Raw genomic sequence first — 16,562 nt, forward strand, 5'->3', positions numbered from 1 at the left:
TCCGTCAAAGCCCCGTCTTGTGCGCCCGCGCCGTAAAGAAGATGCCCGAAGGGCTTTCGGCGTCGATTTCGCGCAGTTTTTCAAAGGTTTCGGTGTCGTAGATCATGATTTTTCCGGCGTCGCGGACGGACAGCCACACCTCGTGACCGCGCGGGGTGAATTCCATATGCAGCACGCCGGGGCCGGGCTTAAATTCGTGAATGACCTCTTTGGTCAGCGTGTCGAGCACCTGGATCGTGTCGTTGAGCGGATGGGCGAAATTGACCCAGACATGGCGGCCATCGGGGCGGGCCATGGCAAAGACCGGCTGGCCATGGGTTGGCGTGCGTCCAGTTTCGGTCAGGCTTCGGGCATCGACCCAAAGCACCTCGTGCTGGCCGACGGCGGGCAGCACGAAATCAGTGCCGGCCAGCGCCCAGCCTTCCAGATGCGGCATCTTGTAGACCGGCAGGCCGTCGCGACCCGCGGCGTAGCCCTGAAGAATGGCGCGCGGCTGCGGAATGTCCTGCCAGAGATCCAGCGCGGTCAGATGGTCATCGCCAAAGAGCCCGGCGATATAGGTGCGCCCGTCGCCGGTGATCAGCGCGTCATAGGGATTTTCACCCATGCCGGTGATCCTGATGATCTGGGGCGAGCCGCCGGACATATCGGCAATCCATGTCTCGCCCTTGTCCCAGAGGGTAAAGACAAAGCGGTTGCCGGGGGCGTCGACCAGGCCGATGGTCTTCGAGCTGGTGGGGATGTCGGCGACCATCGCAAGCGTGCCCGCATTAAAGATGCGCACCCCGCCCGGTTCGTAATTCGACACCGCGACCAGTTTGCCGTCATCGGAAATGGCGCCGCCGATGGAATTGCCCGCCTGCATCACCCGGGCGATGATTTCGCCCGACAGGATGTCAACCTTGGTCAGCCCGCCATCGCGGCCGAAGACATAGGCGAATTGCTGATCCGGCGAATAGACCAACGAGGCATGTGACAGATCGCCCAGCCCGGTGATCCGCCCGATCCGCGCGCGTTCGGACTGATCGACGATCAGCAGCGATCCGCTGGCCCGTTCGACCACAAGGCCCAGATCGCCGGTGGGCTGCGCCTTGACCGAAACCGGTATCAGAAGCGTAAGTGTGAGGAAGAGTACCGCGCGTTTCACTCAGCGCCTCCGGTCAGCAAATAGGTGGCAATCCACTGCGCCTCGTCCTCGCTGAGCAGCGGGCGCCAGGGTGGCATGGCGGTGCCGGGCACACCGTCAAGGATCACGGTTTCAAGCGTTTCATGGTCGTAATGCTGCAAGGCGTCGGGGCGCAGATCGGGGCCAAGACCGCCCTTCAGGCTAAGCCCGTGGCACGAGCCGCAATCCTGCCGCACCAGCCGTTCAAGGGCTATGGCGTCGACCGCTGCGACCTCGCCCGCCAGGGCCGGAGCGGCGCAGAACAGGAGCGCTAGCAACCTACTCACCGACCCTCACAGCCTGATCGGGCCGTGCCTCGGACAAGATGGCGATATCATCGGGCTGTGCAGCATAGAGCGTGACGACACGGCCAATGACAAAAAGCGTGGGGGCCTGCAGTTCGGCGGCCTGGACATCAACACCGATCTGATCGAGGCGCGATACCAGCCGTTTTTCACGTGGGGTCGTGGCATCGGACACAGCCAGCACCGGCAGGGTCGCCGGCATCCCCGCCGCGATCAGACGCAGGGCGATCTCGGGCATGTTGGCGACGCCCATATAGACCACCAGCGTGGTGTCGATACTGGCCAGGCTGGCCCAATCCAGATCAAGCGGTTGCCCGGCGGCGCGGTGACCAGTCACATAGCGCACGCCCGTGGCCAGCCCACGATGGGTCAGCGGCACACCGGTGACGGTGGCCATGCCCTGCGCGGCAGTAATACCGGGAGCGTATTCGATCGCGATGCCCCGGTCGGTCAGATACGCGGCCTCTTCCGAACCACGCCCGAAAATCAGCGGATCACCACCTTTGAGGCGCGCCACCGTCAGGCCCTGATCCGCGAATTCAACCAGCATCTCGTTTATCTCCGGCTGGGGAACCGTATGGCATTTGGGAGCCTTGCCCACCGGCACCATCCGGGCCTGCGCGGGCGCAAATTCCAGCACTTCAGGAGAGACCAGCCGGTCGTAGACGACCACATCGGCAACACTGAGCATGCGCAGGGCACGCATCGTCATCATTTCGGCGTCACCCGGGCCCGCACCGATGAGATAGACCTTGCCTGTCGCTGTCATGTGCCGGGATCCTTCAAAACGGGTACGCTGGTCAAAAGAAACCGGGGGCCGGCGCGCGGCCCCCGGAGGCCTGCGTCAGTAGACGTCAGCGCGTGTGTTGTAGACGTTGAACTTGCCTGTCGGCGTGATCAGGCGTTCGTCCTTGATCACATGTTTCAGCTCAAGCGTCTTGTCGTCGACCACAACGATGGCGGATTCCAGGTCAGCCGCGTTCCAGACCGAGAACCAGATCTCGTTGCCTTCCTTGTTGAACTCGCCCTGCACGACCCGGGGCTGCCCTTCGGCGATCCCGGCCCATTCGACGATGGGAAGCACGGTGAATTCAGGCTCTTCCTGGTCCATCTCGGCCACTTTGAATACCGCGACCGAGCCCGAAACCTCGGCATCGGGATTGAGCGGTGCGTCAACATAGAGGTGCGCGGAGGTGGGATGGGTTTTCACGAATAGAGATCCGCCGCCCATCGCATAGAGCTGCTGCACCATTTTCCAGGCGTGATCGGGGTTGCCTTCGGGATCGGTGCCGATCAGCGCCACGGTTTCGTCGCCAAGATGCGATGTCGCCCAGACCGGCCCATAGGTCGGGTGGTTGATATTCGCCCCGCGACCGGGGTGCGGCGTGGCGCCATCGGTGTCGATCAGCGCTTCCAGATCACCCTCTTTGGTGTCGATCACGGCCACCTTGTTACGGGCGTTTGCCGCCGTCAGGAAGTACCGCTGGGTGCTGTCCAGACCACCATCGTGGAGGAAACGTTCGGCCTCTATCTCGGTCACTTTCAGACTTTTGATGTCGGAATAATCGACCAGAAGGATCTTGCCGGTTTCCTTGACGTTGACAATGAATTCCGGCCGGTAGTGCGAGGCCAGGATCGCGGCAACGCGCGGCTCTGGATGGAAAGTCTGTTCATCATAGATCATGCCACGCGTGGACTTGATCTTGAGCGGCTCAAGTGTGTCGCCGTCCATGATGACGTATTGCGGCGGCCAATAAGCGCCCGCAATGGCGTATTTATCCTCAAAACCCTCCATTTTCGACGTCTCAATTGATCGTGCTTCAGCGCCGACCTTGATCTCGGCCACAGTGGCTGGTGTTTCCATCCAAAGATCGATCATGTTGACCTTGGCGTCGCGGCCGATCACGAAGAGATAGCGACCAGATGCGGAAATCCGGCTGATATGCACCGCATAACCGGTGTCGATCACTGCCTTGATCTCATAGCTGGCACCATCAATCAGGGCGATCTGCCCCGCGTCACGAAGCGTGACCGAAAAGAGATTATCGATATCCCAATCGTTCATCTTCTCGGTCGGACGGTCCTCGGGCGCGATAACCACTTTCCAGCTTTCGCGCATTTCAGGCATGCCGAATTCAGGCGGCGCGGGCGGTTCAAGCAGGACGTAGCGGGCCATAAGATCAACGTCTTCTTCAGTCAGATCGCCCGAAGTGCCCCAGTTGGGCATCCCCGCGGGTGAGCCGAAATTGATGAAGTCGCGGACATATTCATAGCCGTTTTCGCGGGTGATGTCGGGGGTCAGCGCCTTGCCGGTTGCGCCCTTGCGCAACACGCCGTGGCACCCGGCGCAACGTTCGAAATAGATAGTTGTGCCGCGCTGAAACTCCTCTTGAGTCATCACCGGATCATCCGGTTTGAGGCCTGGAATTTCGACTTGTATCTGACCAAGCGTGGTCATGCTGGGTTCGTAGGCGGCAGCCGGTCCGTCGGCGTGGTCTTTTGGCTTTTCCTGGGCGGAGGCGCCGCTGACGGCAAGGCCCAGTACAACCGCCGCGCTCGTCAGGAGCGATGCGCGCCGTCTGGCTAGTGTGGATTTCATTACGAATACTCCGGATCGCTGGTGAGGCCTGCCCAATCTGATCCAGTTCCGCCCCTGTTGCCTTGACCAAGATCAAGGCATCACTCGCCCCTAGCACCGACAAGAGGGGATGCTGAACCACGCGCGCAATCTACTGGTCTCAATTATTGTTGTGGTGGCTCTCTTGACCACCTTACCCGACGCTCTGGCAGAAACGGCGGGCACCGGTTTTGCGCGGGTGACTGATCCGATTGCACCCTCTCGCGAAGATGCAAAAAGACTGTTTGGTCTTGAAACTCTGCCGGTGTTGACCCGACAGGAAGGTGCCGCCCCCGGATGGGTTGTGGCCGACAGTGAGGCGGTACTTGGCCATATCGCGTCAACCTGGGAAATCGCCCGATCGGTTGGATATTCGGGTCGACCGCTTGATGTGCTGGTGGCTGTCGACCCTCAAGGTCAGATTGCCGGAGCCAAGCTGACACGTCATAGCGAACCGATTCTAACCTTGGGATTGTCCGACGAGGATATCGAGAGATTCGTAGGCGGATTCGCAGGTGTTGATCTGATGAACCTGTCGCCAGACAGCACCGGGCCCGACATGCCCGACATTATCTCGCGCGCAACTGTATCCACCGGTGTCATCCGCGATTCTATTTTGCGCACCGCCCGAACCTTGGCGATAGGGCATGGGTTGGTGCCAGGCGGTGGGATCGATCGGCTGTCTTTTTCACCGCAAAGCTGGCAGGCGCTTGAGGCAAAAGGAGCGATTGCGACAACACGAGTCAGTCTGAATGACGCGAGCAAAGCACTGGCGGCATCCAAGATTCCTGTACCCGATGGCGACGCGCCTTTCATCGAGATGTGGGCCGCGCTGATTGACCCACCGACGATCGGGCGCAACATTCTGGGCCAGCAGCAGTTTTCACGCGCAGTTGGCGCTCTTGGACCCGATCAGGTCGTACTTTTCGTGACCTCGCGCGGGCTTTATTCACATCGCGGCACACGGTGGCGACGGTCAGGAATTTTTGATCGGTTGGTTTTGTTACAGGAGGACAGGCGTATCACGCTGACCGCCGACGGCTATACGCGTATCGACAAGCTGCCGGCCAAGGATGCGCCCGATTTCAAGGAACGCAGCCTTTTCAGGGTGGACACAACTGAATTTGATCCCACCCTGCCCTTTACGCTGGAACTTACCGCTTCACGCCCGGCGGCAAATGGTGGGGACGTGTCATTCACAGTGCCGCTTCAATATCGCCTGCCAGAAGCGTTCATTCAGGCCCCGCCCCCCGAAGCGGCACCATTGTGGCAGCAAACCTGGCAGAAGAAACGCTTTGCCGTTGCCAGCGTGCTGGTGATGTTGGGCGTTCTTACCCTGATCCTTCTGTTTCAGGAAGCGTTGGTGCGGCGCCCGGTCTTGTGGCGATCTGTCAGGATGGGATTCCTGACGGTCACCCTGTTCTGGCTGGGCTGGGGCCTGAACGGTCAGCTATCCGTCGTGCAAGTCATCGCCTTTGTCCAATCTCTGCTTACCGGATTCCGGTGGGAGGTATTCCTGATCGAGCCGGTGATCTTCACTCTCTGGGGTTTCGTGGCACTTGGGCTGCTGTTCTGGGGTCGCGGGGTTTTCTGTGGATGGCTCTGCCCGTTCGGAGCGTTGCAGGAACTGTCCTTTGCCGTGGCACGCAAGCTGAACCTGCCCCAGGTCTCGGTGCCGCATGCGCTGCATGAACGGCTGTGGATCATCAAATACACGCTTTTCATGGCGATCCTGGCGCTGTCTTTCTATTCGATGAAAGACGCGCTGATCCTGGCAGAAGCTGAACCATTCAAAACGGCCATCTCTCTCAGAATGATTAGGGCGTGGCCCTTCGTGTTGTTTGTATTGGTCTTATTGGCGGCGGGCCTCTTCATCGAACGTTTCTATTGCCGTTACCTTTGCCCCCTTGGCGCAGCATTGGCCATCCCGGCAAAGCTAAAGATCTTCGACTGGTTGCACCGGCGTCCGCAATGTGGCCGCGAATGCCGACTGTGCGAGACCAAATGCACCGTGGGTGCAATCGATCCTTTGGGCCGTATCAACGCGAACGAATGCGTGCTTTGCCTGCGTTGCCAAGTGGTAATGAACGATTCTGATACCTGCCCAATTCTGAAACGTCGCGCCCGAAAAACACCCGCTGCAGCGCCGAAATCGCAACCCGGCTAGTTGGTGGGTCCATGTCGTTTTTCCAGCCCGGCCATTCTGTCGCAGGGGGCTGAATTTCCGTGCCAGCTTGACTTTCGACAAGGATGAAGCGGGCGAAGATTTGCATGGTTAACCAATCATCAACGCAGCGCAAAGGAGAGCGCAATGCGCGAAGTCATGACCAAGAGCATGGCCCGCAACATTTTCTATGGCGGGTCATTGTTCTTTATCATCATTTTCGTGGGTCTGACGATCCACTCCCACATCTACATCGTGAACACATCATCCAATAGCGACAAACTGACCGAAAGCGTGGCCCTCGGCAAACACGTCTGGGAAAAGCATGCCTGCATCAACTGCCATTCGATCATGGGCGAAGGTGCTTATTTCGCGCCGGAACTGGCCAATGTCATGACCCGTTGGGGCGTCGATGGCGACGCCGAAGGTGCCTACGAAACGCTGGACGGCTGGATGAAGGCCCAACCTTCCGGCATCGAAGGCCGCCGCCAGATGCCGCTGTTCGAGTTGACCGAGGAAGAAACCCGGGGGCTTTCGGATTTCCTGCTGTGGGTTGACGAAATCGACGCACAGGGCTGGCCGCCCAATGATGCGGGCTGAGAAAGGACCAAACCGATGAAATATCAAACTCAGAAAATCGCATTGGCGTACTTTGCCGTCGCGATGGCACTTTTCGCGGTTCAGATCCTGGGAGGCGTGTTGGCGGGATACATATATGTCATGCCCAACACTCTGTCGGAACTGCTGCCTTTCAACATCGTCCGCATGCTGCACACCAACAGTCTGATCGTCTGGCTTCTGCTGGGCTTTTTCGGCGCGGCCTATTTCCTGATCCCAGAAGAGGCCGAGCGTGAAATCCACTCTCCGATGCTGGCGTATCTGCAACTGATCATCCTGGTGGTCGGTACTTTGGGCGTGGTCGTGACCTATGTCTTCAACCTCTTCGAGGGCAACTGGTTTCTGGGCAAGGAGGGGCGCGAGTTTCTGGAACAGCCCAAATGGGTCAAGGTCGGCATCGTCGTGGCCGCGTTGATGTTCCTCTATAACGTCTCGATGACGGTGCTAAAGGGTAAGAAAACCGCCATCACCAACATCCTCTTGCTGGGTCTCTGGGGTCTGGCGCTGCTGTTCCTCTTCGCTTTCTACAACCCTGACAATCTGGCGCTGGACAAGCAATACTGGTGGTATGTCGTACACCTCTGGGTCGAGGGCGTGTGGGAGCTGATCATGGCGTCCATCCTGGCCTATCTAATGCTCAAGCTTACCGGGGTTGATCGCGAAATCGTGGAAAAATGGCTTTATGTCATCGTCGCCGCCGCGCTCTTCTCGGGCATTCTGGGCACCGGTCACCACTATTACTGGATCGGTGGACCAAGCTACTGGCAGTGGATTGGTTCGATCTTCTCAAGCCTCGAAATCGTCCCGTTCTTTGCGATGATGGCCTTTGCCTTCGTGATGGTCTGGAAGGGGCGCAGGGATCATCCGAACAAGGCGGCACTGCTGTGGTCGCTTGGCTGTGCCACGCTGGCCTTCTTTGGTGCCGGTGTCTGGGGCTTCCTGCACACGCTGCACGGGGTCAATTACTATTCCCACGGCACTCAGATCACTGCTGCTCACGGGCATTTGGCCTTCTACGGTGCCTATGTCTGCCTGAACCTGGCAATCTTCACCTATGCCATGCCGATCCTGCGCAATCGCGATCCCTATAATCAGGTGTTGAACATGGCATCGTTCTGGCTGATGTCGAGCGGGATGGTCTTTATGACCTTCACCCTGACATTCGCGGGCACGGTACAAACCCATATGCAGCGTGTGGTCGGTGATTACTACATGGATGTGCAGGATTCGATCGCCATATTCTACTGGATGCGACTTGGCGCGGGTGTGGTGGTCTTGCTGGGTGTTCTGCTGTTCCTTTACGCCATCCTGGTACCGCGGCGCGAGATCATCTCGCATGATGCCTCGGTCGCGGCGGAGTGACACGCATGGATGGCACACTTGCCCAAAGGAAGGGGGCGGCTGACGCCCCCTTTTACCTGCCCCAACGCGACGAATGCGAGCTTTTCGAAGCCGCCAGCCGCATGAATTTACCTGTCCTGCTGAAAGGGCCAACCGGCTGTGGCAAGACCCGGTTTGTAACCCATATGGCCGCCCGTCTGGACCGTTCGCTATACACCGTCGCCTGCCACGATGACCTGTCGGCCGCCGATCTGATCGGGCGGTACCTTTTGAAAGGGGGCGAAACCGTTTGGGTCGATGGGCCACTGACCCGTGCGGTGCGCGAGGGCGCAATCTGTTATCTGGATGAGGTGGTTGAGGCGCGCAAGGACGTTACCGTCGTCCTGCACCCGCTGACTGATGACCGGCGCATCCTGCCCATCGACCGCACCGGAGAAGAGCTTGAGGCGGCACCCGGCTTCATGCTGGTCGCGTCATATAACCCCGGTTATCAGAACATCCTGAAAACGCTCAAACCTTCGACACGACAACGGTTTGTCGCCGCTGAATTCGATTTTCCCGCTCCCGCGCAGGAAGTCGAAATCGTGGTACGTGAAAGTGGGCTGGACAAAGAACGTGTCGAACGGCTGGTGCGTTTGGGCGGCAAGCTGCGCGCACTCAAAGGTCAGGATCTGGAAGAAGGGGTTTCAACCCGACTGATCGTTTACGCGGCCACGCTGATTGCCAATGGCATGCCGATTGAACGCGCAATCGAGGCGGCGATGATCGAACCGCTGACCGACGACATGGACATCAAACGCGGGCTCCAGGATCTTGTAACGGCCATCTTTGGGTGAGGTATGGCCGTGACCAAGATCGACATCGAGCCATGGGAACCCGAAGAAACCATCGGGAAACTATGGCATGCCTTTGCCAGCCGTCTGGATGCACCCGAGGTGCATCATGGGGCCGCTGTTGACCTTTCTGAGGTCAGCGGGCGGCTGGCCGTTTTTTTTCGGGGTCTGGGTGGCGCGCAATCGGTCGAAATCCGCTCTGTCAGTGCCGAGGTCAGCCGCCATCGGCTGAGTTTTCGCCGCCGTCTGGGGGCCGAGGCCGAAATGCTGCTCCGCGCCAGTTTTGACGGCGAAGCGCTGCGTCTGCCCGAGCGTCTGTCTGTCTTCCCGGCGCGTGAGGCCAATGGTGCGCTTTACCTATGGCTGGCGGCTTGCGTGGCCCATGCAGGCAGTCATGTGACGCAAGAAGATCCGTTGCAGGCCGACTTGCAGACCATCGCAGAGGCTCAGAAAATGGTCGACGCCACGCTGCAAAATGCACCGGGCCTTCGGAACCTCTATGAAACACTTTGCGCAGCAACACTGACGCAACGCACATCCCTTTCCCTGCCGCGCCACGAGGCCGCAGTCGAATCGTTGGTGCTTCGTGCCCTCGGTGATCCCACTCCGTTGAGTAAATCAGCGACTGAAATGGCTGCAAACCCGGAAGCGCAGTTCGCACCGCGTGGATATAAGCCGTTCAACCCTGTACCGCTCTGGCCTGACCTGCGCGAATTGCAGTTCAGCGCAACGGATACGGTTGAAAACCGCGACACTGATGGCCCGCCGAAGGAAGGCGCTGAAGGCACCCATCGGGCGCGGCGCCGACAGGCCGATCAGGCCGAACGCAATGACAGCCTGATCCTGCATAAATTCGAGGCCATTCTGAGTTGGGCCGAGTTTCTGAACCTCAACCGTCGGGTCGACGATGACGACCCAGACAATGCCAAGAAAGCCGCCGATGATCAGGACGAGATCGGGCTGGGGCAAATCTCCAAAGCCCCCGCCACGCGGTTGAAACTGCACCTCGATCTGGCACCAGAAGACGTGGATCGCGAGCGGCTTTCGGGCGTAACGACCTATCCGGAATGGGATGCGCGCGCTGGCTGTTACCTGCCCGATCATGTGCGCGTGCTCAGCAGTGTCGCGGAAGAAAGCTTGTCCATTCCTTCCTTTCGCGAAGACCCGCGTGCCGCGCGCCGCATCACTCAGGTCAAACGCCAGTTCGAAGCCCTGCGCCCTGGCAGGGTGAGCGTGCCGGGCTGTCTTGATGGCGATGATCTGGACATGGAAGCTGCGGTACGCGCGCGGGTCGACATTCTGGCCAATGGCGCGGGCAGCAACCGGATCTGGCGGCAGACCCTGCCCCAGGCGCGAGATCTGGCGGTTTCGATCCTGTTGGATGTCTCACGTTCGACCGAGAGTGCCGTAGGGGATCGCGCTGTCATTGACATCGAGCGTGAGGCGCTGACAGCGCTCAGCTGGGGCTTGGATGCCTGTGGCGATGATTTTGCGATCCACGCGTTTTCATCGCTCAAACGCAACCGCGTCTATATCCAGCAATGCAAAGGCTTTGACGAAGCGATGTCTGGTCTCATTGAAAGTCGGATTGCCGGACTGCGCCCCGGTTTCTATACCCGCCTTGGAGCTGCGATCCGCCATGCGTCAGCTGATCTGTCGGGACAGACGAAAAAACGACGCCTCTTGCTGGTCATTACCGACGGCAAACCCAACGATCTTGACCATTACGAGGGTCGGCATGGGATTGAGGACACGGCGATGGCAGTCCGCGAGGCACGCCGTGCCGGACACGCTGTATTTGGAGTGACAATTGACCGACAGGCCAAAAGCTGGTTCCCAAGGCTCTTCGGACGTGGCGGATTTCACGTCATTCCACAAGCCGAGAAGCTGACGCAGGCCTTGCCAGAAATTTACCGCGAATTGGTTGGCGCATGAGCGACGCCAACGTGCTGGACGAGCTGCCCGGCGATCTGATGATGTGGGTTCTGATCGTGAGCGAATTGCTGGTGTTTGGTGCCGGTCTGGCAGCATTTCTGGCAGTGCGTGCCGCCGATCCATCGGGTTTCGCCGCCGCACAAGACACGCTGCTGCGCACCGGGGCGGGTATCAACACGATTGTGCTTGTCACCAGCGGTTTCCTGGCGGCACTAGCCTTGCGGCTTCGAGACGCAGATCAGCGGCTGAAAGCGCGGATGGCGCTGCTGACAGCTGCAAGCCTGGGCGTTGTGTTTTTGGTGATCAAAGGGGGCGAATTTGCTCATAAGACCACGCTTGGCATCACTTGGGACACGCATCCGTTCTACACGTTCTACTATTTGCTGACGGGGTTTCACGCGGCACATGTGGTGGCCGGCGTGATGATTTTGGTTTTGGTCACCTGGCGCGATGCCTCCCGTAATATCGAAGTTGGCGCGGCGTTCTGGCATATGGTGGATCTGGTTTGGATTCTTCTTTTTCCCGTGATTTACCTGTTGCGATGACGGGGAGAAGGTTATTCTGCGCCTGGTTCAGTCTGATCGGATTGAGCATTGCATCGACCCTTTTGGCCCTGCCCGTGATCGAACCAGGGCTGCAATGGGGACTGGGAATAGCCGTATTCGTGTTGGCTTGGCTCAAGGCACGGATCATTCTGGCACAATATCTGGGACTGGCTGCCGCGCCCTTCTGGCGGCGCGGTTTCGAGATATCACTGGCGTGCTTTTGCACACTGCTACTGGCGCTTTACTTGGTGCCGCTTATTTTTTGAACGCGTCCGCGTAATCGTCTGGTAGGTCAAATTCGTCGAGAACACGCGCGCGTCCCTCAGCCGACATTTTGCGTGCCGTCTTCTGCACGATCCGCAGGATCTTTTCCGCGGAGTGTTTTTCCGAAAACGGCGCGAAATACCATTTCAGAAAGGTAAAGCAAATGACGTCCTCAAGCGCCTGCACCTCTGGATCGCGTTTGATCCCCTCTTTGCGCAGCATCCGCCCCACAGCATCAATCTGCCCAGCATCATAACCCGCGCCCTGCATAATCGCACCAACACGATCAGCATGGTATTTGGCCAAATCGCGCCGCCAGGTCAGATACCCCTCTCGCCCCTCGGGATAATCCTCACGTTTCAAAATCCAGCGTTCGATATGCTGGCCTCGCGCAGCGATTTTCAACTGATCGCTGGCATCCGGGAAAAGCCTGTCCAACTCGGCACTCATCCGCTGGCCATAGAGCAATGCGTCAGGCGCATCCTCAGTCGTGTTCGGATCTTTGGCATTGGCTGCATCAATTGCAGCAAGGGCATTATCCAGCTGGCTCATAGCGCCTTCGTCCATGTTTCAGCACGATCCTTTTCAGCATAGTCCCGCAACCGCTCGACATCCTCGATCGAAGCATGGTTTTTCTTGATCCGAACCCCGGCGTTCCGCAGTTTGGAAAAAGCACGGGACAAGCTTTCAGGTTTCATGCCCAAACGCCCCGCAATCAGTACTTTGTCATAAGGCAATGTCACAACGCAGGCCCCGTTGTCACAACTGCACAAATCCAACAGAAACTCCGCCGCACGCTGCGCGCCGGTCTGCGCCTTGAGGTGTTCGACCTGTCCCACCAACTCGTGCAAATGTTTAAAGATCGACGCTAGCAGCGACAGGCAAAGCTCGGGCTCCTGCTTCATCAGTTTGACAAATTCATGCGCAGATAGCTGCGCCAAGCGGCAATCGGTCACCGCTTCGGCCGAAACCGGGTAGTTTTCCTGCCGAAAAGCCACTGCCTCGCCAAAGCTCTGGCTGCGGGAAAATACGCTGACAACGGCTTCGTTGCCGTTGGGGGCGATCCGATAAAGCTTGATCCAACCATCAAGCACCACATGCACGAGCGATGCTTTTTCACCCTGCAGGAACACGGTCTCACCGCGACTGTATTCACGCACCATAGCCCCATCCAGAAGAAGTCCTGCAGCTTTCTCGGGCAGGTTCTTTAACAACAGTGAAGCGAGCGCGATTTTCCTGTCCTGCGCGTGGATCATATGAATATTCCTGTCCGTTAAGACGATCGACGATCTGCACGTCCGACGGATTGGCCCGGCGGAGCCTCAACCATAACCCACAGACGTCGAAAGGTGCAACTTCGCAAGATCAGCGATACGTGAAACGACTGACTTCTAACTGAAATCTGCCAAACTTGCCACCATTAACCACTGTGACAAAACGTCAGGCACGAACATCTTCTTTCTACTTTCGACGCCATGTTCCCAGCCATTTTCGCACGCGGGACTGGCGTTCGGCAATGGTATCACCCGCGGTTTCCATGCCTTGTTGAAAATCATCCACAACAGGGTCAATTCGAGCCGCGCGAAATCTGTGCCAGCGTCGCCAAATCGCGAAACTGAGTGCGAAAAAGATCACAAGGATCACAATGTTCAACCAAGGTAATCCGGTGCTTGCATCCGGCCCCGACACCTCTCTCACGCCCACTGCATTGGGGAAAATCGACAAGAATTCGTTGCGCCAGCCATAGTGTTTGATTGCCACCCATTTTGGCGCCTCAGAGGTCGATCTCAGATCTGCCGCCTCGGCCTGAAGATTGGATGTGTCGAACTTGAAATAGGGTGGCCAACTCCAACCTGTATCTTCGTTGCGATAGACCATGATCCGGCCATTGGTCCGTCTGGTCTGAATGAAAAATACGTCGCGATTTATTGCCTGCTGATCGGCACCCACATCCGGACTGGCCCAGAAAATAGAGTTCTCGCCGAAATCTATGCGTTTTTCATAGGTATCGGTCACCCGCGCGATATCGGTTTGCGGCAGCGTGTAGTGAAATATTGCCGCGATGAGAAGCCAGAAGAGCGTCCAGAATGTCCATTTGAGGAATCTCATGGGTGCCTCTTCCTAGTAAAAATTGGTCAGGTAGATGATGACGGCGACCAGACAGAAAGGAATGACGTAAACGCCCAGGATCAGCTTGCGCCGCAGTGAGCCGTCATATTCTTTCAAACCCTTCTCGACATAATCATCCAGATCGCCCTGCCGGCCCTCTTCCTCCCACCAAAGCTTCAGTTTGCCGCGCCGGACCGAGCGGGAATAAAGCGACAGTGAAACATAGATCACAGTCAGAACGACGAAACCGATCACCAACAGACGGGCCAGTGCGATCATGGTCTACCTCCTCACCGCGCCCCAAGGCCCGACCCGTGCGATCAGATCATCCTCGGCCGGTACCGCCTCAAACCCGAACAGGGCTTTGCGGGTGCCTACCTTATCCATCTGGTATTCATTCACCAGAAAGTCGACCACAAACCCCTTCTTTTCTTCACTCCATGTGGCGTAGCGGTCATAGAATTGCGGTTTGTGGCAGATGAAAAGCTGGCGGATGTCTTTGGGGCTGAGTTCGCTGAGGAGCATGTTCACGAGATCCGCGTCGGGGTGATTGGCGGCGCGAAGGGTGTAGAAATAGGCCGGGCTGTCGGAGGTGATTCGCGGCCAAGGGCCACCGTTTTCGGCCCAGTTCACCAATGCGGCCAGCACATGAAACTCCTCGGGAAGGTCCTGTGCGTACTGCCGTGACAGACGCCGCATGTCGGTGCGCGACCGATCGCTGAGCGGGACGCCTTGCGCGGCCAGCGCGTCGACCAGAATGAAATCCATTTTCTGACGCAGGATCGCGCCCGCATTGATACCCCGTGCCTTGGCGATAGGCTCCACTAAGTTATTGATTTCAAGAAACTTCGCGATCTGATTTCGCTGCCGCAGATGGAACGCGTATTTGATCGGCAGCCGGGTGAAATCCTCGGGCCGCCCACCGGTGATCAGGGCCGGATGTTCGACCGCCTGAAAGAGGTAGGTGCCGCCGAAATGGGCGGTCCAGAAATTGCGCTGATCAAAGCTCATTTCCTTGAGGTTGATGGGGTTGCGCACGACGTCGCCGGTCTCGTTCGCCAGGCCGATCATCTCGGCGATCAGAACGTCATCGAACCAGGCGTCCTCTTCGTTGAGGAAACGGTTAACTTTGTCGTCCAGCGCATCGGCCTGTTTCAGCGCCCCACCGACCGTATCGGCTTCGATCCGCACACGGCGGATATCGAACAAGCGCTGCGGATCGTCCATGGTATAAACGGAATTCAGCAACTCCCCGGCCATGGCGTCGCGCGCGGTGAGGGCGAAAAGAGCGGATTCGTTTTCGTCGATAAACTGCAGCAGGATGCCGCGCGAGGTTGAGAACTGACTGTTAAGCAAAGGTGCGTGTTTCTGATCGGTGGTGAGCAGGATGAACTGCCGGTTGACGCCCGCATGGTTGAGGTAGAGCGGATCGCCCAGCTCGTGCCCGATTTCGGGCGAGAATCCCGAAATATCTATATAAAAATCAGTAAGTTGCGTGGTTTTACCGGTCAGGTGTTTCAGCGCACGATTATAGCGTTCGACCAGCGCGGGAGAGGCCACATGCACGAGGTTTCCGAACATCAGACCGGAGCGGATCAGCCGTTCCATGGGGCACCTTCGGGGCAAAAACCAATGTCGGTATAACGTCGGTATAACGTCGGTATTACGTCGGTATTTCTGTCGGTATGGCGGCGTGGGACAGGACTCATTGCGCGGCCTCCTTGATCCGGGAAAGCTCTGACGTGAGGCGAACACGGTCGTAGCCGCGGAACCAGTCATCGGTATCGCGGCGGGTCTCGACCCGTTCAGACACCAGTGCTGCGGCGAATTGGCCAGCGGCATCGACAGTGAAGATATAGGGCAGCCAGTTGCCGTAGCCTTCGGTGGCCCCGGCGGCGTCGAGCACGTCCCAGCCATCTGTCGCATAGCGGCTGTCGATATGCACCAACACGAAGTTCTCCGACACGAACGCGGCCAGACCAGCGGCGGGGCCGGAGGGGTCAGTTTCGGCACGCTCATGGATGGTGGCGCTGTAACGCTCGATATCGTCCTCGTTCGAATAGGGGTGGGTGAAACTGCCATGCTCGCCCGTCACATAGGCGTGGAACACATGGCACCAGATGCACCATTCGGCCCCGTAAGAGACCAGAAGGGTTTTCCCCTGCCCCCGCGCTTTGCGCAGCGCCTTGTCAAAGATCGGCACCTGCGCGTGGCACTCGTCATAGAGCTTCGCCTTCCCGCCTCGACAGCCGTGGATGGGGGTTTGGGGGAGGGTTGTGAGGGTATCTTGCCCGGCACTGGCCTGTGGTGGTGCCAACAGAAGCACAGCGGCGATCAGCAGACATGCGCCCACGTAGCGGGCGGCGCGCAGACCACGCTGCACCCTCGCATTGGGGAACCAGTTCGGCCTTGTCCCCGGCACGGAATCAAGGCCGAAGGACGCCGTGCCAGCGCCTGCCCGTCCCAGCGGGCTGGCGCTTGGGTGAGGTTGGCGATGAAATCGTAGGGGCGGATGATTTGGCTGACATAAAGTGCCATGACGCAGCGTGGGATGCGCCACCCCACGGACAGGCGCTGGCACGGCTTGTGCATCTGACCTGAAAAGAGACCAGCCGAGGCGCAGAAAATCACCAAGTATCATGCCGGATTTGATAAGGTGCTTCATG

Annotated in this window: 17 protein-coding genes; 7 read left to right on the forward strand and 10 right to left on the reverse strand. The window is 58.4% G+C overall.

All coding sequences use genetic code 11. The features are described from left to right. Positions 1-4 precede the first annotated feature (4 nt). The 4 genes from Q1B27_RS16375 to Q1B27_RS16390 all read right to left on the reverse strand — a co-directional run bounded on the left by Q1B27_RS16375 (position 5) and on the right by Q1B27_RS16390 (position 4,069). Positions 5-1,147, reverse strand: a complete 1,143-nt coding sequence (locus Q1B27_RS16375; protein WP_299848903.1) for a cytochrome D1 domain-containing protein — start codon at positions 1,145-1,147, stop codon at positions 5-7. After that, on the reverse strand, positions 1,144-1,452 hold the full coding sequence (locus Q1B27_RS16380; protein ID WP_299848904.1) for a cytochrome c: 309 nt from the start codon (positions 1,450-1,452) through the stop codon (positions 1,144-1,146). Before Q1B27_RS16380 ends, Q1B27_RS16375 begins: the two co-directional genes overlap by 4 nt. Beyond that, on the reverse strand, positions 1,445-2,239 hold the full coding sequence (gene cobA, locus Q1B27_RS16385) for a uroporphyrinogen-III C-methyltransferase (protein WP_299848905.1): 795 nt from the start codon (positions 2,237-2,239) through the stop codon (positions 1,445-1,447). Before cobA ends, Q1B27_RS16380 begins: the two co-directional genes overlap by 8 nt. A 75-nt stretch (positions 2,240-2,314) precedes the next feature. After that, positions 2,315-4,069 carry a nitrite reductase gene (locus Q1B27_RS16390; protein ID WP_299848906.1) on the reverse strand — a complete coding sequence of 585 codons (1,755 nt, stop codon included), beginning with the start codon at positions 4,067-4,069 and terminating at the stop codon, positions 2,315-2,317. Between the two features lie 154 nt (positions 4,070-4,223). Here Q1B27_RS16390 and Q1B27_RS16395 point away from each other — a divergent pair, with 154 nt between their 5' ends. The 7 genes from Q1B27_RS16395 (at position 4,224) to Q1B27_RS16425 (ending at position 11,789) form a co-directional block, all read left to right on the forward strand. Then, complete coding sequence (locus tag Q1B27_RS16395) at positions 4,224-6,254, forward strand: 4Fe-4S binding protein (protein ID WP_367181357.1); 2,031 nt, start codon at positions 4,224-4,226, stop codon at positions 6,252-6,254. A gap of 144 nt (positions 6,255-6,398) precedes the next feature. Continuing rightward, the gene (locus Q1B27_RS16400; protein ID WP_299848908.1) at positions 6,399-6,851 is read left to right on the forward strand and encodes a cytochrome c; all 453 of its coding nucleotides are present in this window, start codon (positions 6,399-6,401) and stop codon (positions 6,849-6,851) included. Between the two features lie 15 nt (positions 6,852-6,866). Further along, positions 6,867-8,231: a cbb3-type cytochrome c oxidase subunit I gene (locus Q1B27_RS16405; protein WP_299848909.1), complete on the forward strand. Its 1,365-nt coding sequence runs from the start codon at positions 6,867-6,869 to the stop codon at positions 8,229-8,231. 5 nt (positions 8,232-8,236) lie between these two features. Next, the gene (locus Q1B27_RS16410; RefSeq protein ID WP_299848910.1) at positions 8,237-9,046 is read left to right on the forward strand and encodes a CbbQ/NirQ/NorQ/GpvN family protein; all 810 of its coding nucleotides are present in this window, start codon (positions 8,237-8,239) and stop codon (positions 9,044-9,046) included. A 9-nt stretch (positions 9,047-9,055) separates the two neighbouring features. Next, complete coding sequence (locus Q1B27_RS16415) at positions 9,056-10,978, forward strand: nitric oxide reductase D protein (RefSeq protein ID WP_299848911.1); 1,923 nt, start codon at positions 9,056-9,058, stop codon at positions 10,976-10,978. Then, on the forward strand, positions 10,975-11,523 hold the full coding sequence (locus tag Q1B27_RS16420; RefSeq protein WP_299848912.1) for a cytochrome c oxidase subunit 3: 549 nt from the start codon (positions 10,975-10,977) through the stop codon (positions 11,521-11,523). Before Q1B27_RS16415 ends, Q1B27_RS16420 begins: the two co-directional genes overlap by 4 nt. 41 nt (positions 11,524-11,564) lie before the next feature. Then, positions 11,565-11,789 carry a nitric oxide reductase F protein gene (locus Q1B27_RS16425; protein WP_299848913.1) on the forward strand — a complete coding sequence of 75 codons (225 nt, stop codon included), beginning with the start codon at positions 11,565-11,567 and terminating at the stop codon, positions 11,787-11,789. Here Q1B27_RS16425 and Q1B27_RS16430 read toward each other — a convergent pair. From Q1B27_RS16430 to Q1B27_RS16455, 6 genes are all read right to left on the reverse strand, one after another. Continuing rightward, positions 11,779-12,339 (reverse strand): DUF4202 domain-containing protein, encoded by a 561-nt coding sequence (locus Q1B27_RS16430; protein ID WP_299848914.1) that lies wholly within the window; start codon positions 12,337-12,339, stop codon positions 11,779-11,781. The two genes, Q1B27_RS16425 and Q1B27_RS16430, sit on opposite strands and share 11 nt — an antisense overlap. Then, positions 12,336-13,043: a Crp/Fnr family transcriptional regulator gene (locus Q1B27_RS16435; RefSeq protein WP_299848915.1), complete on the reverse strand. Its 708-nt coding sequence runs from the start codon at positions 13,041-13,043 to the stop codon at positions 12,336-12,338. Before Q1B27_RS16435 ends, Q1B27_RS16430 begins: the two co-directional genes overlap by 4 nt. A gap of 205 nt (positions 13,044-13,248) precedes the next feature. Further along, complete coding sequence (locus tag Q1B27_RS16440) at positions 13,249-13,896, reverse strand: DUF1523 family protein (protein ID WP_299848916.1); 648 nt, start codon at positions 13,894-13,896, stop codon at positions 13,249-13,251. Between the two features lie 12 nt (positions 13,897-13,908). Next, on the reverse strand, positions 13,909-14,175 hold the full coding sequence (locus Q1B27_RS16445) for a hypothetical protein (protein WP_299848917.1): 267 nt from the start codon (positions 14,173-14,175) through the stop codon (positions 13,909-13,911). A gap of 3 nt (positions 14,176-14,178) precedes the next feature. After that, positions 14,179-15,504 carry a DUF6638 family protein gene (locus Q1B27_RS16450; RefSeq protein WP_299848918.1) on the reverse strand — a complete coding sequence of 442 codons (1,326 nt, stop codon included), beginning with the start codon at positions 15,502-15,504 and terminating at the stop codon, positions 14,179-14,181. Between the two features lie 97 nt (positions 15,505-15,601). Then, positions 15,602-16,561, reverse strand: coding sequence for a DUF255 domain-containing protein (locus Q1B27_RS16455; protein ID WP_299848919.1), 960 nt, complete (start codon positions 16,559-16,561; stop codon positions 15,602-15,604). Between the last annotated feature and the right edge of the window lies 1 nt (position 16,562).

It is taken from the genome of uncultured Roseovarius sp., assembly GCF_947489715.1.
Taxonomy (GTDB): Bacteria; Pseudomonadota; Alphaproteobacteria; order Rhodobacterales; family Rhodobacteraceae; genus Roseovarius.